This is a genomic window from Burkholderia sp. BCC0398 (assembly GCF_902833245.1).
GTDB lineage: Bacteria > Pseudomonadota > Gammaproteobacteria > Burkholderiales > Burkholderiaceae > Burkholderia > Burkholderia sola.
This window is the reverse complement of the sequence record NZ_CADFEM010000006.1, coordinates 17,742-41,200: the sequence shown is the minus strand read 5'-3', so window position 1 is coordinate 41,200 and position 23,459 is coordinate 17,742. Positions and strand designations below refer to the sequence as shown.

Sequence of the window (23,459 nt, the reverse complement as noted above, 5' to 3'; positions counted from 1 at the left end):
AGGAGTATTCCCATGTTGAAAGGCAACCTCGCCGGACTGATGAAGCAAGCGCAGCAAATGCAGGAAAACATGAAGAAGATGCAGGAGCAGCTTGCGCTGATCGAGGTCGAAGGGCAGTCGGGCGCCGGCCTCGTCAAGGTGACGATGACGTGCCGCAACGAAGTGCGCCGCGTGTCGATCGACCCGAGCCTGCTCGCGGACGACAAGGACATGCTCGAGGATCTCGTCGCCGCTGCGTTCAACGACGCGGTGCGCAAGGCCGAAGCCACGTCGCAGGAAAAGATGAGCGGCATGACGTCGGGCCTGCCGCTGCCCCCGGGCTTCAAGCTGCCGTTCTGAGCGCCGCGTCCTTGCCACCGTTTGCCGCCGTATGAAACAGCCGTCCGCCTTGTCCGCTCTCGTCGAAGCGTTGCGCGTGCTGCCCGGCGTCGGGCCGAAATCCGCGCAGCGCATGGCGGTTCACCTGATGCAGCACGACCGCGAGGGCGCGGAGCGGCTCGGCCGGTCACTGCTGTTCGCAACCGAGCACCTGCAGCACTGCGAGAAGTGCAACACGTTCACCGAAGCGCAGATCTGCGAGGTCTGCAGCGACGAGGAGCGTGATCCGACGCTGCTGTGCGTCGTCGAGACGCCTGCCGACCAGATCATGCTCGAGCAGACGATGACCTACCGCGGGCTGTATTTCGTGCTGATGGGGCGACTGAGCCCGCTCGACGGAATCGGCCCGAAGGAAATCCATTTCGACCGCCTCGTGCGGCGCGCATCCGACGGCGTCGTCAAGGAAGTCGTGCTCGCGACCAACTTCACGAACGAAGGCGAAGCCACCGCCCACTACCTCGGCCAGACGCTCAAGGCGCGCGGGCTGGCCGTCACGCGCCTTGCGCGCGGCGTGCCGGTGGGCGGCGAGCTCGAGTACGTCGACGCGGGCACCATCGCCCGCGCGATGCTCGACCGCCGCACGATGTAAACCGGGCGCCGCCTGCCGGCGGCGCCATTTCTCGTGGCAACGCATGCATGTGCCATATGTAAACAGACCCTAGGAGACACATGAGCACCAGCCAGGGCCCGCTCGCGGGCGTCAAAGTGCTCGAATTCGGAACGCTGATCGCGGGACCGTTCGCGTCGCGGCTGTTCGCCGAATTCGGCGCGGAAGTGATCAAGATCGAGGATCCGAACGGCGGCGACCCGCTGCGCAAGTGGCGCAAGCTCCATCCGGAGCAGGGCGGCACGTCGCTGTGGTGGTCGGTGCAGGCGCGCAACAAGAAATCGGTCACGCTCAATCTGAAAGCCGACGCCGGCAAGGCGATCGCGCGGCAGCTCGCGAGCGAGGCCGACATCGTGATCGAGAATTTCCGTCCGGGCCTGCTCGAAAAGCTCGGGCTCGGCTACGACGTGCTGTCGGCCGACAATCCGGGCCTCGTGATGGTGCGCCTGTCCGGCTACGGGCAGACGGGCCCGTACCGCGACCGCCCCGGCTTCGGCGCGATAGCCGAATCGATGGGCGGGCTGCGCCACATCACCGGCTATCCGGATCTGCCGCCGCCGCGCATCGGAATCTCGATCGGCGATTCGATCGCCGCGCTGCACGGCGTGATCGGCGCGCTGATGGCGCTCCATCACCGCAAGGTCAACGGCGGCGCGGGGCAGGTGGTCGACGTTGCACTCTATGAAGCCGTCTTCAACATGATGGAAAGCGTGGTGCCCGAGTACGGCGTGTACGGGATGGTGCGCGAGCGCACCGGCGCGTCGCTGCCGGGCATCGTGCCGTCGAATACGTACGCGTGCCGCGACGGCAGCATCGTGATCGGCGGCAACAGCGATCCGATCTTCAAGCGGCTGATGAAGGCGATCGAGCGCGACGACCTCGCCGACGATCCCGCGCTCGCGCAAAACGACGGGCGGGTGCCGCGCACGCAGGAAATCGACGACGCGATCGCCGCGTGGCTCGCGCCGCGCACGATCGACGAGGCGCTCGTCGTGCTCAATGCGGCCGACGTGCCGGCCGGGCGCATCTACAGCGCGGCCGACATGTTCACCGATCCGCAGTTCGTCGCGCGCCAGATGATCCAGCGTTTCAAGCTGGCCGACGGTACGGACATTCCGCTGCCGAACATCACGCCGAAGCTGTCGGACACGCCGGGCGAAACGCGCTGGCTCGGTCCCGAGCTGGGCGAGCATACCGACGAGGTGCTGCGCGGCCTCGGCTACGACGCGCACGCGATTGCCGCGCTGCGCGAGGCGGGCGCGATCTGAGCGCAGCCGGCGTAGCGCTTTGCGCCGGGCCGCTCGACGAAGGGTTCCCCGACGAGATTTTCGGCGGGCGGAAAACCCGGCGGCCCGGTGTTTTCCCCAACGCGCGGAACGCCGCCGCGCAGTGCGGCGGCGCATCGCGTGCCCATGCGTATACCCGCCCGTCCACGGCGGCCGGACTGTCGCTCTCGCGCCATCTTTCCTCGGTTACAATCGCCGGATGCGAATCCTACTCAGCAACGACGACGGCTATCTCGCCCCCGGTCTCGCCGCGCTCAGCGAAGCGCTGCAGCCGCTGGCCGAGCTTACGGTGATCGCGCCCGAGCAGAACTGCAGCGGCGCGTCGAATTCCCTCACGTTGTCGCGGCCGCTGTCGGTGCAGCGCGCAGCGGGTACGGGTTTCTTCTACGTGAACGGCACGCCGACCGATTCGGTGCACGTCGCGCTGACGGGGATGGCCGACGCGCGGCCGGACATCGTCGTGTCCGGCATCAACAATGGCCAGAACATGGGTGAAGACACGCTCTATTCGGGGACAGTTGCGGCCGCCACCGAAGGCATCATGTTCGGCGTGCCGGCCATCGCGTTCTCGCTGGTCGACAAGGGCTGGGCCCATCTGGCCGACGCCGCGCGCGTCGCCGCGGAAATCGTCGAGCACTACCTCGCGCATCCGCTGCCGGGCAACCCGTTGCTGAACGTCAATATTCCGAACCTGCCGTACGACCAACTGAAGGGCTGGCAGGTCACGCGCCTCGGCAAGCGTCATCCGTCGCAGCCGGTGATTCGCCAGACCGACCCGCGCGGCGAGCCGATCTACTGGATCGGCGCCGCGGGCGACGCGCTGGACGCCAGCGAAGGCACCGATTTTCACGCCGTCGCAAACGGTTTCGTATCGATCACGCCGCTGCAGCTCGATCTCACGCATACGCAGATGCTGCCCGCGACGCGCGAATGGGCGCGCGCCGGAGGGCGGGCTTCATGAGCGGCGAGCGCGCGAAGCGGTTCCCGCTCGCGCTCGAAGATCTCAAACGAGCGCCACGCAAATCGGAAGGTCGGCCCGGCGAACGCCAAGCGGCGGGTGCGGTGCCGAAGGCCGCCGACAAACCCGCAGCCGTACTGAAACCGGTTGCGGTGAAGCCGGCCGCCGCGCGGGCGCCGCTGCCGGGTATCGCCGCCGCGAAGCCGGCGACCGCACCGAAGCCGACCGCGCTGAAACCAGCGCTGCCGAAGCCGGCTGCGCCGAGCATCGCGCCGGCCGGCGCGTTCGCGCTCACGTCGGAACGTGTGCGCGAGCGGATGGTCGAACGGCTGCGCGCGAACGGCGTGACCGATGCGCGCGTGCTGGACGCGATGGCCGCGGTGCCGCGCCACCTGTTCGTGGATCCCGGGCTCGCGACGCAGGCCTACGAGGATTCGGCGTTGCCGATCGGCCACCAGCAGACCATTTCAAAGCCGTCGGTCGTCGCGCGCATGATCGAGCTCGCGATGGCCGGCCGCACGCTCGAGCGCGTGCTCGAGATCGGCACGGGTTGCGGCTATCAGGCCGCCGTGCTGAGCCACGTGGCACGCGACGTGTATTCGATTGAACGCATCAAGCCGCTCTACGAGCGCGCGAAGCTGAACCTGCGGCCGCTGCGCGTGCCGAACATCCGTCTGCATTACGGCGACGGGCGTGTCGGCCTGCCGTCCGCGGCCCCGTTCGACGCGATCGTGATCGCAGCGGCCGGGCTCGACGTGCCGCAGGCGCTGCTCGAGCAGCTCGCGATCGGCGGGCGGCTCGTCGCGCCGGTCGGCGCGCAGAGCGGACAGCACCAGGTGCTCACGCTCGTCGAGCGCGTCGCGCACGCGCAATGGCGAGAGTCCCGGCTTGATCGCGTTTTCTTTGTCCCTTTAAAATCCGGAGTGATTTGAAACCGATGAGTATGTTGCGCGCGATGCAAAACAACCGATCCAGGGAACCGCTCACGCTCGCCCAGCGCGCGATCTGTGTGGCTGCGTTCTCTACGCTACTGGCCGCCTGTGCGACGCGGCTCGACAACGCGCCCGTCGTCGACCGCTCCGGGTCGCTCGGTACGACCGCCGCCGCGCAGCCCGCGGCGCCGCTTCCGCCGGCGCCGCCGGGTTACTACCGGGTGAAGCCGGGCGACACGCTGTACCGGATCGCACTCGAAAACGGGCAGAACTATCGCGACATCGCGGCGTGGAACAATCTGGCGAACCCGAATCAGATCGAAGTCGACCAACTGCTGCGCGTGTCGCCGCAGGCCGGTGCCGCGGTCGCGGGTACGCAGGTCGCCGCGCCGATCGGAGGCGCCGCCGTTGCGACCGCGCCGCTCAGCAGCGGCCCCGCGACGCCGGCTGCCGGTACGTCGTCGTCGAGCGCGACGGCGCCTGCCGCGGCAGCCGCGTCGAGCGATACGGCGGCTGCTCCGAGCGGCCCCGTGACGTTCGCGTGGCCCGCGCGCGGCCCCGTGCTGAACGGGTTCGACGATGCGAAGAACAAGGGTGTCAATATCGGCGGGACGGCCGGCGAGGCCGTGAAGGCGGCGGCGGACGGCCGCGTCGTTTACTCCGGCAACGGTCTGCGTGGCTACGGCAACCTCATTATCATCAAACACGATGCAACTTACCTCACGGCGTATGCACACAATCGCGCTTTGATGGTAAAAGAGGGGGACGCGGTAACGAAGGGGCAGAAGATCGCCGAGATGGGTAACAGCGATGCCGACCGCGTGATGCTGCATTTCGAGGTTCGCCGGCAGGGTAAGCCTGTCGATCCGCTGAAGTATTTGCCGCCTCAATAACCGAGACGACCATGCCGAAATCGAAGCGCCACGAGCCGCAAGCCGAGTCTGAGAAGATCAGTCGTGCCACGCAAGCATCGGTGGGGCGAGTAGGTGCTTCGACGGACGACGAGGACGACGTCGCGGAAAACGAACGCGATCTCGAGGCGCGCGACGCCGACACGGACGGCGGCGACGACGAGCGCGAAGGCCGCCAGGAAGCCGCGCCCGACGTCGACGATTTCCGCACGCTGCTGCAGGCCGAGCTCACGGCCGACACGATCCAGCATTACCTGAACCGCATCAGCGTGAAGCCGCTGCTGACCGTCGAGGAAGAGCAGCGCTATTCTCGTCTGGCGAAGGCCGGCGAATTCGAGGCGCGGCAGGTGATGATCGAGCGCAATCTGCGTCTCGTCGTCAGTATCGCGAAGGGGTACCTGAACCGCGGCGTGCCGCTGCTCGACCTGATCGAGGAAGGCAATCTCGGCCTGATGCACGCGATCGAGAAATTCGACCCGACGCGCGGTTTCCGCTTCTCGACCTACGCGACGTGGTGGATCCGGCAGAGCATCGAGCGGGCGATCATGAACCAGGCCCGCACGGTGCGCCTGCCCGTGCACGTGATCCGCGAACTGAACCAGGTGCTGCGCGCGAAGCGCCATCTCGAAAAGAATTCGATGTCGACGGGCGAGGCGGCCGAGCGCCGCGAAGCCAGCATCGACGACATCGCCTATCTCACCGGCAAGACCGCCGAGGAAGTCACCGATATCCTCGCGCTCAACGAACACACGGCGTCGCTCGACGCGCCGCTCGATCTTGATCCCGCGAGCAGCCTGCTCGACCTGCTGCCCGACGACCAGAGCCAGTCGCCCGACGCCGAAGTGCAGCACCGCGAGCTCGAAACGCTGACGCGCGCGTGGCTGTCGCGGCTGTCCGACAAGCACCGGCATGTGATCGAGCGCCGCTTCGGCCTGAACCACATCGAACCGGCGACGCTCGAGGAGCTCGCCGACGAGATGGGGCTCACGCGCGAGCGCGTGCGGCAGATCCAGCAGGAGGCGCTGGTGCGCCTCAAGCGGTTCTTCGCCTCCAACGGCGTGCGCAAGGACGCCGTTCTGTAACCGATGACCCCAATCCTTGTTTTTGACATCGAGACGATTCCCGATGTCGACGGCATTCGCCGTCTGGAAGACCTGCCCGCGACGCTCGACGATGCGGCGGTGGCCGAACATGCGTTTGCCGCACGCCGCGAGAAGACCGGCGGCGATTTCCTGCCGCATCATCTGCAGCGAATCGCGGCGATCTCGTGCGTGTTTCGCGACAACAACGGTTTTCGCGTGCGCTCGCTCGGGACGCCGCAGGACAACGAAGCGACGTTGATCCAGTCGTTCTACCGCGTGATCGAGAAATACACGCCGCAGCTCGTGTCGTGGAACGGCGGCGGTTTCGATCTGCCGGTCCTCCATTACCGCGCGCTCGTGCACGGCATTCCCGCCACCCGCTACTGGGATCTCGGCGAGGACGACCGCGAATTCAAGTGGAACAACTACATCGCGCGCTATCACTCGCGGCATACCGACCTGATGGACGTGCTCGCGATGTATCAGGCGCGCGCGAACGCGCCGCTCGACGCGCTGGCGAAGCTGTGCGGTTTCCCGGGCAAGCTCGGGATGGACGGCAGCCAGGTATGGCCGGCGTTCCGCGACGGCCGGATCGACGAAATCCGCAACTATTGCGAAACCGACGTCGTCAATACGTACCTGCTGTATTGCCGGTTCCAGTTGATGCGCGGCGGCCTGACGCCGAGCGAGTACGCGGACGAGATCCTGCTCGTGAAGAACGCGCTCGCGCTGGAGCCGGCGCCGCACTGGGCCGAATACCTGGCCGGCTTCGACGCGTAGTGCGGGCAGGCCGCGCCGTAGCCGGCGCGATCAGCCGAGTTCGAGCAGCACCGGCTGGTGATCGGACGCGCGTACGTCGCCGTCGATCTCGCAGCGGATGACGCGCGGCAACAGCGTGTCGGTCACGAACACGAAGTCGCACGCGAGCGGGCCGTCCGACCATTGCACAGTGTCGTAGACGCCAGCGGTCGGCGGCGGCGTACGACCGGGATGCCGTGCGACCCACGCGTCGACGAAACCCGGTGCGTCGGCAATCGGCTCCAGGAAGCGCCGGTACGCATCGGCGCCGAATGCACTGTTGAAATCGCCGCAGACGATCGCACCGCGCGGTTGTCCGGTCGCGCTGAACGGCCCGTCGGCGGTTTCGGCGGGAGCGGGATGGTCAGCATGCGCGCAGGCTTCGCGATGCCGGTCGCGTAGCGCATCGACCTGCGCCAGCCGCTGGCGCGCCGAGTAATACTCCAGATGCGTGGTGACCACGCGCAACCACCCGAGGGGCGTCCGCAACGCGATATCGAGCGCGACGCGCGGCATCGACGGCGCGCCGGCGTCGGCTGGCCACGGCAGCGATTGGCGCAGCACGCGCCCGACCGGCAGCCGCGTCGCGATCGCGTTGCCGAACTGGCGGCGCGGTGCGCCCGGCCGGATGGCCGGCAGATCGGCGCCGATGGCGTCGACGATCGTATAGCCAGGCAGTAGCGCCGCGAGTTCGGCGAACTGGTCCGGCCCTGGCCGGCCGGGCAGTGCGTCGAAGCCGCGCGTGACTTCCTGCACGCACAGCACGTCGAAATCGCTCAACTGCCGGGCGGCGGCGATCGTGCGCGGGAGGTCGACGATGCCGTCCGCATCCCGACCCCATTGGATGTTCCAGTCGATCAATCGCATGGTCGAGTCTCCTTGGCTCGGTGCTGCGAGCAGAACCCGTGCCGCGGTGGGGCCGCGCCACGCATTGCGCGCGGCAGGTCGGCGCGCAACGGGCGCGCGGTTGTCAGCCACTCACGCGCCACGCATCGCGCCACGTGCATCGGCGCTTGCGTGACGAAAGCGCGCGACGGGAGCCTTCGTCGTCTACAATCTCGCCTTCTTCAACGTTTGTCAGGAAAAGCTGGTGTCCGAAGCCGTCCCCACTTCTGCGCGCAAATCGAAAAACGCGCCCGTCGCGCCCGGGCCCGCCCCGGTTCTCGAGATCGAATCGCTCGACATGGAAGCGCGCGGTGTCGGCCGCACGATGACCGAGGACGGTCAGCCGGGCAAGGTGATCTTCGTCGAAGGCGCGCTGCCGGGCGAGCGCGTGACCTATTCGAGCTATCGCCGCAAGCCGAGCTACGAGCAGGCGACGGTTGTCGACATTCTGCGCCCGAGCGTGATGCGCACGCAGCCGAAGTGCGCATTCTTCGGCACCTGCGGCGGCTGCTCGATGCAGCATCTCGACATGCGTGCGCAGGTGGCGGTCAAGCAACGCGTGCTGGAAGACAATCTGTGGCACCTGGCGAAGCTGCGCGCGGAAACGATGTTCGCGCCGATCCACGGCCCGTCGTGGGGCTATCGCTACCGCGCGCGCCTGACTGTGCGCAACGTCGCGAAGAAAGGCGGCGTGCTCGTCGGCTTCCATGAGAAGAAGAGCAGCTACGTCGCCGACATGACGAGCTGCGAAGTGCTGCCGCCGCACGTGTCGGCGATGCTCGTGCCGCTGCGCCGGCTCGTCGAAGGGCTGTCGATTCGCGACCGGATGCCGCAGATCGAACTCGCGGTCGGCTCGGCCGTCACCGCGCTCGTGCTGCGCGTGCTGGAGCCGATCAACGCGGACGACGAAGCGCTGCTGCGCGCGTTCGCGGACGAGCACAACGTGCAGTTCTGGCTGCAGCCGAAGGGGCCGGACACGGTGACGCCGTTCTACCCGCTCGACGTATCGCTCGATTACACGCTGCCGGAATTCGGCATCCGCATGCCGTTCAAGCCGACCGACTTCACGCAGGTCAATCACCAGATCAACCGTGTGCTGGTGGGTCGTGCGCTGCGTCTGCTCGCGCCGTCGCGCGACGATCGCGTGCTCGACCTGTTCTGCGGGATCGGCAACTTCACGCTGCCGCTCGCGCGGCTGTCGCGCGAAGTGATGGGCATCGAGGGCAGCGACACGCTGACCACGCGTGCGCTCGCGAACGCCCGCGAGAACGGTGTCGACGGCCACACGACGTTCGCGTGCCGGAACCTGTTCGAGGTGACGGGCGACGATCTGCGCGCGCTCGGCGCATTCGACAAGTTCCTGATCGACCCGCCGCGCGAAGGCGCGCTCGCGGTGTCGAAGGCGCTGGCCGAGATCGCGCAGAGCGGTGAAGGTCCGCTGCCGAAGCGCATCGTCTACGTGTCGTGCAACCCGTCGACGCTCGCGCGCGATGCGGGGCTGCTCGTGCACGAAGCCGGCTATCGGCTGAAGGGCGCCGGGGTCGTGAACATGTTCCCGAATACGTCGCACGTCGAATCGATCGCGCTGTTCGAGCGCGACTGAGCCGGGCGGCGGACGTAAAAAAACCGGCCCGCGGGCCGGTTTTTCATGGTGCGTGCCGAACGTCAGTTGCGGTTGCCGCCGAAGATGCCGAGCAGCGCGAGCAGGTTCGTGAACACGTTGTACAGGTCGAGGTAGATCGCGAGCGTGGCCGAGATGTAGTTCGTCTCGCCGCCGTTCACGACGCGCTGGACGTCGAACAGCATGTAGGCCGAGAAGATCGCGATCGCGAGCACCGACACGGTGAGCATCAGCGCCGGCAGTTGCAGGAAGATGTTCGCGACCGACGCGAGCAGGATCACGATCACGCCCATGAACAGCCACTTGCCGAGCCCGGAAAAGTCGCGCTTGCTGACGGTGGCGATCGTCGCCATCGTGGCGAAGATGATGCCGGTGCCGCCGAACGCGAGCATGATCAGCGACGGGCCGTTCGAGAAGCCGAGGATGAAGCTCAGCAGCCGCGACAGCATCAGGCCCATGAAGAACGTGAAGCCGAGCAGCACGAACACGCCGGCCGCGCTGTTCTTGGTCCGCTCGATCGCGAACATGAAGCCGAACGCGATCGCGAAGAACGCGAGCAGGCTCATCATCGGGCTCGTGGCCGCGAACAGCGAGAAGCCCGTCGCGACGCCGACCCAGGCGCCCAGCACGGTCGGCACCATCGACAGCGCGAGCAGCCAGTACGTGTTCCGCAGCACGCGGTTGCGAACCTCGGCGGTGCTGACGGAACCGCCGCGGCCGAAATTGTACGGATAGTCGTTCATGGTTTCTCCTAACATTGAACGCGTGGGCGTCCGGGGCCGGTTCGGCGCACGCGATGTGCGGCGCAGCAAACCGGGGCAGCTATGGCTAAGATACGTTCCGTGCCCGGAGGTTTCAATGGCCCGGCGGAACAAAACATACGGATTCTGAACCTTTCATGCGTGTAAGGGTTCAATCGCAATGATACACGGGATCGTGCTACAATAGCGGATTCATTTGAACCTGTAACTTCTTAATTTTTTGGAGTTTTTATGGCAATCGAGCGCACCCTGTCGATCATCAAGCCGGATGCGGTGGCAAAGAACGTGATCGGCCAGATCTACAGCCGTTTCGAAGGCGCCGGCCTGAAGATCGTCGCATCGCGCATGGCGCACCTGTCGCGTGCTGACGCAGAGAAGTTCTACGCAGTTCACGCAGCGCGTCCGTTCTTCAAGGATCTCGTCGATTTCATGATCTCGGGCCCGGTGATGATCCAGGTTCTGGAAGGCGAAGGCGCGATCCTGAAGAACCGCGACCTGATGGGCGCGACGGATCCGAAGAAGGCGGAAAAGGGCACGATCCGCGCCGACTTCGCCGACAGCATCGACGCGAACGCCGTGCACGGCTCGGACGCTGCGGAAACGGCAGCGGTCGAAATCGCGTTCTTCTTCCCGGAAATGAACGTTTACTCGCGTTAAGCCCTGGCTGACAGCAAGTAGGCAGGATTCAGCGCACGCGGCAAGGCAGCACATCATGACGAGCGAAACTTCCGTCAATCTTCTCGACTTCGACGCCGAGGGTCTTGTCGCGTACTGCGGCAGCCTGGGCGAGAAGCCGTTCCGCGCCAAGCAGTTGCAGCGCTGGATCCACCAATACAACGCCGGCGATTTCGACGGCATGACCGATCTCGCGAAGTCCCTGAGGGAAAAACTCAAGGGCCGCGCATCGATCGTGATGCCGGACATCGCCAGCGATCACGTTTCCGCCGACGGCACGCGCAAGTGGCTGATCGACGTCGGAAACGGCAATGCGGTCGAAACCGTGTTCATCCCGGAAGAGACGCGCGGCACGCTGTGCGTGTCGTCGCAGGCCGGGTGTGCGGTGAACTGCCGCTTCTGTTCGACGGGCAAGCAGGGCTTCTCCCGCAACCTGTCGACAGCCGAAATCATCGGCCAGCTCCGGATGGCTGAATTTGCATTGCGAGCGTCGCTGGGCCGGGCGCCCGGACCGAACGGCAAGGCCGAACGGGTCGTCACCAACGTGGTGATGATGGGCATGGGCGAGCCGCTGCTGAATTACAGCGCGGTCGTGCCCGCGATGCGGCTGATGCTCGACGACAACGCATACGGCCTGTCGCGCCGTCGCGTCACGCTGTCGACGTCCGGCGTGGTGCCGATGATGGACCGCCTCGGCGCCGAGTTGCCTGTCGCGCTGGCCGTTTCGCTGCACGCGCCGAACGATGCGCTGCGCGACGAGCTGGTGCCGCTCAACAAGAAGTATCCGCTGCGCGAGCTGATGGCCGCGTGCCAGCGTTATCTGAAAGTGGCGCCGCGCGACTTCATTACATTCGAATACTGCATGCTCGACGGCGTCAACGACACCGAAGCGCATGCGCGCGAACTGCTGGCCGTCACGCGCGACGTGCCGTGCAAGTTCAACCTGATCCCGTTCAATCCGTTTCCGGAGTCGGGCCTCATCCGCTCGAAGCCAGAGCAGATCAAGCGCTTCGCGCAGATCCTCATCGATGCGGGTGTCGTCACGACCGTGCGCAAGACGCGCGGCGACGACATCGATGCCGCGTGCGGACAGCTGGCCGGCGCGGTGAAGGATCGCACGCGCCTCGCGGAGCGGACGGGCGCAGCAGGAAAAATCATCGAAGTTCGGGCAGTTTGACGGGGACGCCGAGTCGGGGACGCCGAGTCGGGGACGCCAAGTCGGGGGCAGTTGGCCGGGGTGCCCGAACCCTTTGGCGGTGCAACACGCGAATAGCGATCGGTCGCGGCGCCTCGGCGCCGCGCATGGTATGAACCGTAGCGGGTGCCGGCCGGCAGGAGCCGGCGGCAGCCGCCAGTGAAGAAGAATCGACGCGAGGACAAGGATGAGTGAGCCGCAGCCGTCTAACGGCGCAGAGACGAATGCCGCGAAGCCGGCACCGGCGGGACTGGAAACGCTGGCCGCGGTCGGCAGCCGCCTGGCGCAGCTTCGGGAGACGAAGGGCTGGTCGGTCGACGACGTGTCGGCGCGACTCAAGGTCGCACCGCAAAAGCTCCGGGCGCTCGAGGCCGGCGACATCAGCCATTTGCCCGGCGTGACGTTCGCGCTCGGTGTCGTGCGCAGCTACGCGAAGATGCTCGGCGTCGATCCGGAACCGTTCGCGCAGGCGCTGCGCCGCGAGCGCGGGGTGCCGGAAGTCGACCTGTCGATGCCGGCGTCGTCGGGCACGGATCTGCCGCGCGGCCGCGTGTCGATTCCGCTCGGCGGTTCGTCGCGCCACCATCCGTGGCTGTGGGGAACGGGGATCGTCATCGTCGCGGTGGTCGCCGTACTGATGTGGCACACTGGCGGCGATTCGTCGAGCCTGCTCGCGCGCTTCAAGGGCGGCGACGCCGAACATGCGTCGGCGGCGAGCGCGGCGGCATCGTCGTCCGCCGAAGAAGCGGCGACGAACGGCGCGTCGACGGCGGTCGCGAATGAGGTTCCGGCCCCGGCCGCTGCATCGGCTGCGCCGGCGCAGACAATCGCATCGGCCGTTCTGGCGCCGGCGGCCCCGGTCGCGACGGCGGCTGCGTCGCAGCCCGTTGCGGCAACGGCGGCGGCAAGCACGGCGGCGCCGGCCCAGCCGGCGAGCGTCGTGGTGGCGGCAGGCCAGTCGATGGTCGAACTGAAGGTCAAGCAGGATTGCTGGTTCAGCGTGCGCGACAAGAACGGCAAGGAGCTGTTCTCGGCGCTGGTGCGCGCCGGCGAAACGAAGCAGGTGGCCGGCGACGGGCCGTTCAAGGTCACGATCGGCAACAAGGCCGGCCTCGACGCGGTTGCGTTCGACGGAAAACCGGTCGATCCGGCAAAATATTCGGCAGCGCGGGGTAACGTGGCGCGGTTCACGTTGCCCTGACGTCAAGCGCCGTGGCGAAGGCTTGCCGTCGATACCGGCAGGCCGTGAGGGCACGGCGCTTTTTCAATTCATGCGCCGCGTCGCGGCGCATTCCGCGTAAATGGATCTATCGATGCAATCCGAAGCTCAATCCCCACGCAGCAGTCAGATTTGTTCAACCGAGCCGGTGTTCGGCGGGCATCAGCCGCGCCGCGTATCGCATGCGGTGGATGTCCGCTGGGGCGGGCAACTCGTGACGATCGGCGGCGACGCGCCGGTGCGCGTGCAGTCGATGACGAATACCGATACGGCCGATGCGATCGGCACGGCGATCCAGATCAAGGAACTCGCGAACGCGGGCTCCGAACTGGTGCGCATCACGGTCAACACGCCCGAAGCCGCGGCCGCCGTGCCGGCGATTCGCGAGCAGCTCGACCGGATGGGCGTGACCGTGCCGCTCGTCGGCGATTTCCACTACAACGGCCACCTGCTGCTGCGCGACTACCCGGGCTGCGCGGAGTCGCTGTCGAAGTACCGGATCAACCCCGGTAACGTCGGCCAGGGCGCGAAGCGCGACACGCAGTTCGCGCAGATGATCGAGGCCGCGGCGAAGTACGACAAGCCGGTGCGGATCGGCGTGAACTGGGGCAGCCTCGACCAGGACCTGCTCGCGCGCATGATGGACGAGAACGGCGCGCGTGCGCAGCCGTGGGACGCGCAGAGCGTGATGTACGAGGCGCTGATCCAGTCGGCGATCGGCTCGGCGGAACGCGCGGTCGAGCTCGGCCTCGGCCGCGACCGCATCGTGCTGTCGTGCAAGGTCAGCGGCGTGCAGGACCTGATCGCCGTGTATCGCGAACTCGGCCGCCGCTGCGGCTTCGCGCTGCACCTCGGGCTGACCGAGGCCGGCATGGGCTCGAAGGGCATCGTCGCGTCGACGGCGGCGCTTGGCGTGCTGCTGCAGGAAGGGATCGGCGACACGATCCGCATCTCGCTGACGCCGGAACCGGGCGCGTCGCGCACGGGCGAGGTGATCGTCGGCCAGGAAATCCTGCAGACGATGGGCCTGCGCTCGTTCGCGCCGATGGTGATCGCGTGCCCGGGCTGCGGCCGCACGACGAGCACGCTGTTCCAGGAACTCGCGATGCAGATCCAGACGTATCTGCGCGAGCAGATGCCGGCGTGGCGCAAGGAATATCCGGGCGTCGAGAAGATGAACGTCGCGGTGATGGGCTGCATCGTCAACGGCCCGGGCGAATCGAAGCACGCGAACATCGGCATCAGCCTGCCGGGTTCGGGCGAGAACCCGGCCGCGCCCGTCTTCATCGACGGCGAGAAGGTCAAGACGCTGCGCGGCGAGCGGATCGCCGAGGAATTCCAGCAGATCGTCAGCGACTACGTCGCACGCAATTACGGCCGCACCGAGGCCCTGAACTAATTCGTCCACACACACGAACGATGACTGAACAGAAACGCAAGATCGAGAAGCTCACCGGCGTCAAAGGCATGAACGACATCCTTCCGCAGGATGCCGGCCTGTGGGAATTCTTCGAAGCTACCGTGAAATCGCTGCTGCGCGCGTACGGCTACCAGAACATCCGCACGCCGATCGTCGAACACACGCAGCTGTTCACGCGCGGCATCGGCGAAGTCACGGACATCGTCGAGAAGGAGATGTACAGCTTCACCGACGCGCTGAACGGCGAGAACCTGACGATGCGTCCGGAAAACACCGCGGCCGTCGTGCGTGCGTCGATCGAGCACAACATGCTGTACGACGGCCCGAAGCGCCTGTGGTACATCGGCCCGATGTTCCGTCACGAGCGTCCGCAGCGCGGCCGCTATCGCCAGTTCCACCAGGTCGGCGTCGAGGCGCTCGGCTTCGCGGGCCCCGATGCGGATGCCGAGATCATCATGATGTGCCAGCGCCTGTGGGACGACCTCGGCCTGACCGGCATCAAGCTCGAGATCAACTCGCTCGGCCTCGCCGAGGAGCGCGCCGCGCACCGCGTCGAGTTGATCAAGTACCTCGAGCAGTTCGCCGACGTGCTCGACGAGGACGCGAAGCGCCGCCTGTATACGAACCCGCTGCGCGTGCTCGACACGAAGAATCCCGCGCTGCAGGACATCGCGCAGAACGCACCGAAGCTGATCGACTTCCTCGGCGACGAATCGCGCGCGCACTTCGAAGGGCTGCAGCGCCTGCTGCTCGCGAACAACATTCCGTTCAAGATCAATCCGCGTCTCGTGCGCGGCCTCGATTACTACAACCTGACCGTGTTCGAGTGGGTGACCGACAAGCTCGGCGCGCAGGGCACGGTCGCGGCCGGCGGCCGCTACGATCCGCTGATCGAGCAGCTCGGCGGCAAGCCGACCGCCGCGTGCGGCTGGGCGATGGGCATCGAGCGGATCCTCGAGCTGCTGAAGGAAGAAGATCTCGCGCCCGAGCAGGAAGGCGTCGACGTGTACGTCGTGCACCAGGGCGAGACCGCGCGCGAACAGGCGTTCATCGCGGCCGAGCGCCTGCGCGACACGGGCCTCGACGTGATCTTCCACTGCAGCGCCGACGGCGCGCCGGCGAGCTTCAAGTCGCAGATGAAGCGGGCCGATGCGAGCGGCGCCGCGTTCGCGGTGATCTTCGGCGAAGAAGAGGTCGCGAACGGCACGGTGGGCGTGAAAGCGTTGCGCGGCGTGGGTGCGGAAGGGGAAAAGAACGTTCAGCAGACCGTACCGGTCGAAAGCTTGACCGAATTCCTAATCAATGCGATGGTTGCATCCGCCGAAGACGGCGACGACTGATCGCGCTGGCATCCGCTCGACAAGAAAAGCCTGAACAGGAAGAAGGAATCGCTCGCCGATGAGTTATCACGACGAACAAGAATCGATTGAAAGTCTCAAGGCGTGGTGGGCCCGCTGGGGTAACCTCACCACGTGGATCGTGCTCGCGGCGCTTGTCGTCGCGGCCGGTTTCAACGGCTGGAACTACTGGCAGCGCCGTCAGGCTGCCGAGGCGTCCGGGCTGTACGAGCAGGTCCAGAAGGCCGCCGCCGCGAACGACAAGGCGACGATGGCCCGCGCGGCCGCCGACATGGAAGACAAGTTCGGCAGCACGCCGTATGCGCAGATGACGGCGCTCGCGGCCGCGAAGACGCTGTACGCGGCCGGCGACGCGGCAGGCGCGAAGGCGCAGCTGCAATGGGCCGTCGATCACGCCAAGGACGACGAGTACAAGCAGATCGCGAAGCTGCGTCTCGCGTCGCTGCTGCTCGACGAGAAGGCGTACGATGCGGGCCTCGCGCTGCTGTCGGGTACGCCGGTCGATGCATTCAAGGGCCTCGTGGCCGATCGTCGCGGCGATCTGCTTGCCGCGCAAGGCAAGACCGACGATGCGCGCGCGGCTTACAAGCTCGCGCTCGACGGCCTGTCGAAGGACGACCAGTCCGCGCGCCAGCTCGTGCAGTTCAAGCTGGACGCGCTCGGCGGCTGAATCCCGGTCCCCTCAACCTCTTAACTCTGCTTCGCTAACCGATGAATTTGCTGAAACGTTACGCTGTGCCCGTTGCCTGCGCGGCGGCTGTCCTCGCTTTGGCGGCTTGCTCGTCGTCGAAGGACGCGCGCCGCGTGCCGACGCCGCTCACCGAGTTCAAGCCCGTCATGGACGTGCAACAGGTCTGGAAGGCGAGCGTCGGCAAGGGCGGACGCTACCTGTTCTCGCCGGTGGCCGTGGGCGACGCCGTCTATGCGGCGGGCGAAAACGGTTCGGTCGAGAAGATCGACGCGAAGACGGGCCAGACGCTGTGGCGTTCGAAGGTCGGTTCCGACCTGTCGGCCGGTGTCGGCAGCGACGGCAACCTGACCGCGGTCGGTGCGCTGAAGGGCGGCGTGTTCGTGCTGGGCCCGGACGGCAAGCAGCTGTGGAAGACCAGCGTGCAGGGCGAGATCTTCTCGCCGCCGCTCGTCGGCAACGGCCTCGTGGTCGTCCGCACGATCGACGGCCAGGTGATCGCGTTCAACGCGCAGACGGGCGAGCAGAAGTGGAACTACCGCAACCGTGCGGTGCCGCTGAACCTGCGCGTGTCGGCCGGCATGACGTTCGCGGGCGACGCGGCCGTGCTCGCGGGCTTCCCGGGCGGCGGTCTGGTCGCGATCAACCTGCAGACGGGCGAGCCGTTCTGGCAGACCCCGGTGTCGTTCCCGAAGGGCGTGACCGAAGTCGAGCGCATCAACGACGTCAGCGGTCCGCCGACGCTCGTGGGCGCGCAAGCCTGCGCGGTGACGTTCCAGGGTCAGCTCGGCTGCTTCGATGCGAACTCGGGCCGGCCGCTGTGGGAAAAGCCGTTCTCGAGCCGCAGCGGCCTCGCGCAGGACGATTCGGTGGTCGCCGGCGGTGACGACTGGTCGGTCGTCACCGCGTACGACGCGGCCACGGGCAACCAGCTCTGGCGCAACGACAAGCTGAAGAGCCGTGACGTCGGCGTGCCGTACCTGCTCGGGCACGCGGTCGTGATGGGCGATTACCAGGGCTTCGTGCACTTCCTGTCGCGCGAAGACGGCAGCTTCATCGCGCGGATGAAGACCGACGGCAGCGCGATCACGGCGGCGCCGGTCCTCGCGGGCAATACGCTCGTCGTGCAGACGAAGGACGGCGGCCTGTACGGGTTCCGCCCGCGCTGACACGCAGGAAACCGGTGCGGCCGTGGCGCGGCGGGCAGGTCCCGCGCGCCGCGGCCGCGCGACTTGAAGGCGGCCGGCGTTCCCGGCCGCTCGGTATTTGAAAGGCAGTTCGAGACGAAAGACGACGGCGCGCAACGCGCGCCGGGCGCGCGCATCCGGCGCGGCGCGAATTCGTGATATTTTCATTCAGCGCAGCCGCCCGCAGCAGCGGGCCTCCCGCTGCTGCGCATCACCGTAGAAAACACAGATGAAACCGGTCATTGCCCTCGTTGGGCGCCCCAATGTGGGGAAATCCACGCTGTTCAACCGGCTCACGCGCTCGCGCGATGCGCTGGTCGCCGACTTGCCGGGCCTCACGCGCGATCGCCATTACGGCGAAGGGCGCGTCGGCGAACGACCGTACCTGGTCGTCGATACCGGCGGCTTCGAGCCCGTCGCGAAGGACGGCATCCTGCACGAAATGGCGCGCCAGACGCGGCAGGCCGTCGAGGAAGCCGACGTCGTCGTGTTCATCGTCGACGGCCGTAACGGACTCGCGCCGCAGGACAAGTCGATCGCCGACTACCTGCGCAAGACCGGCCGGCCGATCTTCCTCGTCGTCAACAAGGCCGAGGGGATGAAGTACACCGCGGTCGCGACGGACTTCTACGAGCTCGGGCTCGGCGACCCGCGCGCGATCTCGGCCGCGCACGGCGACGGCGTGACCGACATGATCAACGAGGCGCTGGAAGTCGCGTATGCGGGCCAGCCCGAGGAAGCGGACGAGGACGATCCGTCGCGCGGCATCAAGATCGCGATTGTCGGCCGCCCGAACGTCGGCAAGTCGACGCTCGTCAACGCGCTGATCGGCGAGGACCGCGTGATCGCGTTCGACATGCCGGGCACGACGCGCGACTCGATCTACGTCGACTTCGAGCGTAACGGCAAGAAATACACGCTGATCGACACGGCCGGCCTGCGACGCCGCGGCAAGGTGTTCGAGGCGATCGAGAAGTTCTCGGTCGTGAAGACGCTGCAGTCGATCTCCGACGCGAACGTCGTCATTCTTCTGCTGGATGCGCAGCAGGACATTTCCGACCAGGACGCGCACATCGCCGGCTTCGTCGTCGAGCAGGGCCGCGCGCTCGTGATCGGCGTCAACAAGTGGGACGGCCTCGACGATCACGCGCGCGACCGTGCGAAAGCGGATTTGACCCGCAAGCTGAAATTCCTCGACTTCGCGAAATCGCACTTCATTTCGGCCGCGAAGAAAACGGGTATCGGCACGCTGATGCGCTCGGTCGACGACGCGTACGCGGCGGCGATGGCGAAGCTGCCGACGCCGAAGCTCACGCGCGCGCTGATCGACGCCGTCGAATTCCAGCAGCCGCGCCGTCGCGGCCCGGTGCGTCCGAAGCTGCGCTATGCGCACCAGGGCGGCCAGAATCCGCCGATCATCGTGATCCACGGCAACGCGCTCGACGCGGTGACGGAAACCTACAAGCGTTACCTCGAAAACCGATTCCGCGAAACTTTCTCGCTGACCGGGACTCCATTGCGCATAGAGTTCCGTTCGTCGAACAACCCGTACGCGGACAAGGGCTGAAGCACGCCGCGCAAGGCATCGGCCGCATGGCCAGTGGCCGGGCGGGGCAGGCAAAATCAGCTATAGTGTAGCGATTGGCGCCGGATCTCTTTTTCTTCGCCGCCAATCCAGATCAACCTGCAAAAAAAGATGGAGTACGCCATGAGCAACAAAGGGCAATTGTTACAAGACCCGTTTTTGAACGCACTGCGCAAAGAGCACGTTCCCGTTTCGATCTACCTCGTCAACGGCATCAAGCTTCAAGGGAACATTGAATCGTTCGACCAGTACGTCGTGTTGCTCCGTAATACGGTGACCCAGATGGTTTACAAGCACGCCATCTCGACGGTCGTGCCGGCGCGCCCGGTGAATTTCCACCCGGACGCGGAAGCCTCGTCCTAACCTATCGCAGCGGCCGGCATCCGGTCGCCGCGAGCGACCGATGCCAGCCGCCTTATCTTGACACCCGATAATTTGATCAACGCAGCGCTCGTCGGCATCGATTTCGGCAAGACCGATTTCGAAGCCAGTCTCGAAGAACTCAGTCTTCTCGCCTCCAGTGCGGGGGCCCGTCCCGCCGTCACCCTCACCGGTCGTCGCGCCAGTCCCGATGCCAAGATGTTCATCGGCAGCGGCAAAGCCGAAGAACTGCGGCTGGCCTGCGACGCGCACAACGTCGAAATCGTCATCTTCAACCACGCGTTGGCGCCCGCCCAGCAACGTAATCTGGAGCAGGCACTTAACAGGCGCGTGGTCGATCGCACGAGCCTCATCCTCGACATCTTCGCGCAGCGCGCCCGCAGCCACGAAGGCAAGCTGCAGGTCGAGCTCGCGCAGCTTCAATACCTGTCGACCCGGCTCATTCGCGCGTGGACCCACCTCGAGCGGCAAAAGGGCGGTATCGGCCTGCGCGGCCCCGGCGAAACCCAGCTCGAAACCGACCGCCGGCTGATCGGCGAACGCATCAAGATGCTGAAGTCGCGGCTCGACCGGCTGCGTCGCCAGCACAGCACGCAGCGCCGGCAGCGCGCGCGCAGCGGCACGATGTCGGTGTCGCTCGTCGGCTATACGAACGCGGGCAAGTCGACGCTGTTCAATGCGCTGACGAAAGCGCAGGCGTACGCGGCCGACCAACTGTTCGCGACGCTCGATACGACGTCGCGGCGCGTGTACCTCGGCGACGAGGTCGGCCAGATCGTCGTGTCCGATACGGTCGGGTTCATTCGTGAGCTGCCTCACCAGCTCGTCGCGGCGTTCCGCGCGACCCTCGAGGAAACGATCCACGCGGATCTGCTGCTGCATGTGGTCGATGCGTCGAGCGCGGTCCGGCTCGAGCAGATCGAGCAGGTCAACGGCGTGCTGCACGAGATCGGCGCGGACACGATCCGCCAGGTGCTGGTGTTCAACAAGATCGACGCCGTGCCCGAGCTGGCGGCCCGCGGCGACGCGGTCGAGCGGGACGAGTATGGTAATATTTCGCGCGTCTTTTTGAGCGCGCGCACCGGTCAGGGTCTCGATACGTTGCGTGCCGCCATCGCCGAAATCGCCTCCGCGGAACATCTCTCCAGCGCGACGTTGTCCGACGCGCTCGATGGCACGTCCGCTGAACCGCACGAAGACCACACGATTTCCGAACACGGGCGCTAACCGGTCCCGGCCGGTTCGCCGGCGTCCAATCTGGTGAACAAACTCTGGTGAACGAATACAACGAGCGGAGTACCTGGCGGCGGATGCGCGCCTTGCTGTCGATCAACGATCCCCGCTGGGGACGCGGCGAAGGCAATGGCAAGGACGGATCCCGCCCCCGCGCGAACGAATCGAAGCGTCCGCAAGGCGGCGACGGCGACGGTCCGCCCGATCTCGACGAGATGTGGCGCAACTTCAACCGGCGCCTGAGCGGCCTGTTCGGCGGCAAGGGCGGCAACGGCTTCCGTCCCGACAACGGCCGGGCCGCCCGGGTCGGCGTCGGCATCGTGATCGGCGTGCTGGTCGCGGTGTATGCGGGCAGCGGGCTGTTCGTCGTGCAGGACGGCCAGACGGGCGTCGTGCTGCAGTTCGGCAAGCTGTCGGGCACGGTCGGCCAGGGCGTGCACTGGCGCGCGCCGTATCCGTTCGCGTCGCATGAGATCGTCGACACGTCGCAGGTCCGCTCGATCGAGATCGGCCGCAACAACGTCGTGCGCCTCGCGAACGTGAAGGAGGCCGCGATGCTGACGCGCGATGCCGATATCGTCGACGTGCGCTTCATCGTCCAGTACCGGATCCGTTCCGCCACCGATTACCTGTTCCGCAGCGTCGATCCCGAGCGCAGCGTGTCGCAGGCCGCGCAGGCCGCGGTGCGTGCGATCGTCGGCACGCGCAGCGCGGCCGACATGCTGAATCAGGATCGCGATGCGCTGCGCGAGCAGCTTTCCACCGCGATCCAGCGCGATCTCGACCGCTACCAGTCGGGGCTCGAGGTGACGGCCGTCACGATGCAGAGCGTCGCGGCGCCCGAGCAGACCCAGGCCGCGTACGCCGAAGTCGCGAAGGCGCGCGACGAGCGCGAGGCCGCGAAGCGCGCCGCGCAGGCGTATGCGAGCGACCTGCTGCCGAAGGCGCAGGGCGATGCGGCGAAGCTCGTCGACGAAGCGAAGGCGTATGCCGATCGCGTGGTCACGGAAGCCGAGGGCGACGCGGACCGCTTCAAGCAGGTCTATGCGCAGTACTCGAAGGCGCCCGCGGTCATCCGCGAGCGGATGTACCTCGAGACGATGCAGGAAATCTATTCGAACGCGACGAAGGTGTTCGTCGGCAACAAGGGCGGCAACAGCGTCGTGTACCTGCCGCTCGACAAGCTCGTCGAGCAGGGGCGGCAAAACGCCGCGGCGTCGACCGGCGCGTCCGCGCCCGATGCGGCGTCGGCACCGGCGGCCACGGCGCCGGCCGCAGCCGCGCCGGCGAGCGCCGCACCGGCCGCCACGGCGTCGGGTGTCGACGTGCTGCGATCGCGTGAAGCGTTTCGCAGCCGGTCGCGTGAAGACGATACGAAGTAACGGGGAGCGCAGAACATGAACCGAATCATTGCGCTCGTCGTCGCAATCGTGATCGTTGCCTTCGCGGCGTCGTCGACGGTCCTCACCGTCGATCCGCGCCATGCGGCCGTGCTGTCGGGGCGCGACGGCGCGCAGCCGGAGCTCGCGGGCCCCGGCGTCCATTTCAAGCTGCCGCCGCCGTTGCAGACGGCCACGCTGATCGACACGCGCGTGCAGTCGCTCGAGTCGTCCGATCCGCTGCAGCTGGCGACCGAGGACAAGCACGACCTGCTCGTCGCGTATGCGGTGAAGTACCGGATCAGCGATCCGATGAAATATTTCACCGCGACGGGCGGCGATCCGGCGGCGGCGGCCGACCGGCTGTCCGGCGCGCTGAAGGGCGCGCTCGGCGACGCATTCGGCAAGCGCGCGCTCGACGACGCCCTCGGCGGTCAGCGCGCGATCGCCGATGCGGCGCGCGATGCGGCGAAGGCGCAAGCGTCCGGTTTCGGCGTCGACGTGGTCGACGTGCAACTGACACGTGTCGACCTGCCGGCTGCGCAGACGGACGCCGTCTATCAGCGGATGATCGGCGCGTTGCGCGATCAGGCGGCCCAGGTGCGTGCGCAAGGCGCGGCCGACGTCGAGCAGATCAAGGCCGACGCCGAACGCGAGCAGCAGGCCGTGCTCGCGAACGCGTACAAGTCCGCGCAGACGATCAAGGGCGAGGGCGATGCGAAGGCCGCGACGATCGCCGCCGACGCGTTCGGCCGCGATCCGCAGTTCTATCAGTTCTACGCGAGCCTGCAGGCGTACCGGAACACGTTCAAGCGCAACGACATCATCGTCGTCGATCCCGACAGCGAGTTCTTCCGCTTCATGCGCAGCCCGACGGGCGGTGCCGCACCGGCGGCGCCTGCTCCCCGCAAACATTGACC

23 protein-coding genes are annotated in these 23,459 nt (G+C 66.7%); 21 read left to right on the top strand and 2 right to left on the bottom strand.

The window, feature by feature from the left end:
- Window positions 1–12 precede the first annotated feature (12 nt).
- From HWX76_RS14585 to HWX76_RS14550, 8 genes are all read left to right on the top strand, one after another.
- Window positions 13–339 (top strand): YbaB/EbfC family nucleoid-associated protein, encoded by a 327-nt coding sequence (locus tag HWX76_RS14585; RefSeq protein ID WP_006482124.1) that lies wholly within the window; start codon window positions 13–15, stop codon window positions 337–339.
- Window positions 340–370: 31 nt separating this feature from the next.
- Window positions 371–967, top strand: a complete 597-nt coding sequence (gene recR / locus HWX76_RS14580) for a recombination mediator RecR (RefSeq protein ID WP_006478665.1) — start codon at window positions 371–373, stop codon at window positions 965–967.
- Between the two features lie 80 nt (window positions 968–1,047).
- Window positions 1,048–2,253, top strand: coding sequence for a CaiB/BaiF CoA-transferase family protein (locus tag HWX76_RS14575; protein WP_050013203.1), 1,206 nt, complete (start codon window positions 1,048–1,050; stop codon window positions 2,251–2,253).
- Window positions 2,254–2,470: 217 nt separating this feature from the next.
- A complete protein-coding gene (gene surE, locus HWX76_RS14570; protein ID WP_050013202.1) occupies window positions 2,471–3,232 on the top strand; it encodes a 5'/3'-nucleotidase SurE in 762 nt (253 codons plus the stop codon).
- Complete coding sequence (locus HWX76_RS14565) at window positions 3,229–4,161, top strand: protein-L-isoaspartate(D-aspartate) O-methyltransferase (RefSeq protein ID WP_050013201.1); 933 nt, start codon at window positions 3,229–3,231, stop codon at window positions 4,159–4,161. Before surE ends, HWX76_RS14565 begins: the two co-directional genes overlap by 4 nt.
- A gap of 5 nt (window positions 4,162–4,166) precedes the next feature.
- Entirely contained in the window at window positions 4,167–5,054 is an 888-nt protein-coding gene (locus HWX76_RS14560) for a peptidoglycan DD-metalloendopeptidase family protein (RefSeq protein ID WP_050013200.1), read from the top strand.
- 11 nt (window positions 5,055–5,065) lie between these two features.
- Window positions 5,066–6,154 (top strand): RNA polymerase sigma factor RpoS, encoded by a 1,089-nt coding sequence (gene rpoS / locus HWX76_RS14555; RefSeq protein ID WP_050013199.1) that lies wholly within the window; start codon window positions 5,066–5,068, stop codon window positions 6,152–6,154.
- 3 nt (window positions 6,155–6,157) lie between these two features.
- Window positions 6,158–6,934: a 3'-5' exonuclease gene (locus HWX76_RS14550; protein ID WP_050013198.1), complete on the top strand. Its 777-nt coding sequence runs from the start codon at window positions 6,158–6,160 to the stop codon at window positions 6,932–6,934.
- 30 nt (window positions 6,935–6,964) lie between these two features.
- Here the strand turns inward: HWX76_RS14550 and HWX76_RS14545 are convergent, their stop codons facing one another.
- Window positions 6,965–7,819 carry an endonuclease/exonuclease/phosphatase family protein gene (locus HWX76_RS14545; protein ID WP_124630761.1) on the bottom strand — a complete coding sequence of 285 codons (855 nt, stop codon included), beginning with the start codon at window positions 7,817–7,819 and terminating at the stop codon, window positions 6,965–6,967.
- Between the two features lie 316 nt (window positions 7,820–8,135).
- On the opposite strand from HWX76_RS14545, the gene rlmD reads away from it, so the two are divergent.
- Window positions 8,136–9,440, top strand: coding sequence for a 23S rRNA (uracil(1939)-C(5))-methyltransferase RlmD (gene rlmD, locus HWX76_RS14540; protein WP_245170362.1), 1,305 nt, complete (start codon window positions 8,136–8,138; stop codon window positions 9,438–9,440).
- Window positions 9,441–9,502: 62 nt separating this feature from the next.
- Here rlmD and HWX76_RS14535 read toward each other — a convergent pair whose 3' ends face one another.
- Complete coding sequence (locus HWX76_RS14535; protein WP_006484459.1) at window positions 9,503–10,201, bottom strand: Bax inhibitor-1/YccA family protein; 699 nt, start codon at window positions 10,199–10,201, stop codon at window positions 9,503–9,505.
- 249 nt (window positions 10,202–10,450) lie between these two features.
- Between HWX76_RS14535 and ndk the strand changes: the two genes are divergently transcribed.
- From ndk to hflC, 12 genes are all read left to right on the top strand, one after another.
- Window positions 10,451–10,876 (top strand): nucleoside-diphosphate kinase, encoded by a 426-nt coding sequence (gene ndk / locus HWX76_RS14530; RefSeq protein WP_006478674.1) that lies wholly within the window; start codon window positions 10,451–10,453, stop codon window positions 10,874–10,876.
- A gap of 55 nt (window positions 10,877–10,931) precedes the next feature.
- Window positions 10,932–12,071: a 23S rRNA (adenine(2503)-C(2))-methyltransferase RlmN gene (gene rlmN / locus HWX76_RS14525; protein ID WP_050013195.1), complete on the top strand. Its 1,140-nt coding sequence runs from the start codon at window positions 10,932–10,934 to the stop codon at window positions 12,069–12,071.
- Window positions 12,072–12,276: 205 nt separating this feature from the next.
- Window positions 12,277–13,290, top strand: coding sequence for a helix-turn-helix domain-containing protein (locus HWX76_RS14520; RefSeq protein ID WP_176015992.1), 1,014 nt, complete (start codon window positions 12,277–12,279; stop codon window positions 13,288–13,290).
- A 112-nt stretch (window positions 13,291–13,402) separates the two neighbouring features.
- Window positions 13,403–14,707, top strand: coding sequence for a flavodoxin-dependent (E)-4-hydroxy-3-methylbut-2-enyl-diphosphate synthase (gene ispG / locus HWX76_RS14515; RefSeq protein ID WP_027806072.1), 1,305 nt, complete (start codon window positions 13,403–13,405; stop codon window positions 14,705–14,707).
- A 20-nt stretch (window positions 14,708–14,727) separates the two neighbouring features.
- Complete coding sequence (hisS, locus tag HWX76_RS14510) at window positions 14,728–16,068, top strand: histidine--tRNA ligase (RefSeq protein WP_089488490.1); 1,341 nt, start codon at window positions 14,728–14,730, stop codon at window positions 16,066–16,068.
- Between the two features lie 58 nt (window positions 16,069–16,126).
- The gene (locus tag HWX76_RS14505) at window positions 16,127–16,756 is read left to right on the top strand and encodes a tetratricopeptide repeat protein (RefSeq protein WP_006478678.1); all 630 of its coding nucleotides are present in this window, start codon (window positions 16,127–16,129) and stop codon (window positions 16,754–16,756) included.
- A 41-nt stretch (window positions 16,757–16,797) separates the two neighbouring features.
- A complete protein-coding gene (bamB, locus tag HWX76_RS14500; RefSeq protein WP_050013192.1) occupies window positions 16,798–17,943 on the top strand; it encodes an outer membrane protein assembly factor BamB in 1,146 nt (381 codons plus the stop codon).
- A gap of 247 nt (window positions 17,944–18,190) precedes the next feature.
- The gene (gene der, locus HWX76_RS14495) at window positions 18,191–19,528 is read left to right on the top strand and encodes a ribosome biogenesis GTPase Der (RefSeq protein WP_050013191.1); all 1,338 of its coding nucleotides are present in this window, start codon (window positions 18,191–18,193) and stop codon (window positions 19,526–19,528) included.
- A gap of 141 nt (window positions 19,529–19,669) precedes the next feature.
- Window positions 19,670–19,909 carry an RNA chaperone Hfq gene (gene hfq / locus HWX76_RS14490; RefSeq protein ID WP_006399927.1) on the top strand — a complete coding sequence of 80 codons (240 nt, stop codon included), beginning with the start codon at window positions 19,670–19,672 and terminating at the stop codon, window positions 19,907–19,909.
- A gap of 72 nt (window positions 19,910–19,981) precedes the next feature.
- On the top strand, window positions 19,982–21,154 hold the full coding sequence (hflX, locus tag HWX76_RS14485) for a GTPase HflX (protein WP_175975584.1): 1,173 nt from the start codon (window positions 19,982–19,984) through the stop codon (window positions 21,152–21,154).
- A 47-nt stretch (window positions 21,155–21,201) separates the two neighbouring features.
- The gene (hflK, locus tag HWX76_RS14480) at window positions 21,202–22,542 is read left to right on the top strand and encodes an FtsH protease activity modulator HflK (protein WP_089488489.1); all 1,341 of its coding nucleotides are present in this window, start codon (window positions 21,202–21,204) and stop codon (window positions 22,540–22,542) included.
- Between the two features lie 15 nt (window positions 22,543–22,557).
- A complete protein-coding gene (hflC, locus tag HWX76_RS14475; RefSeq protein ID WP_050013188.1) occupies window positions 22,558–23,457 on the top strand; it encodes a protease modulator HflC in 900 nt (299 codons plus the stop codon).
- Window positions 23,458–23,459 lie beyond the last annotated feature (2 nt).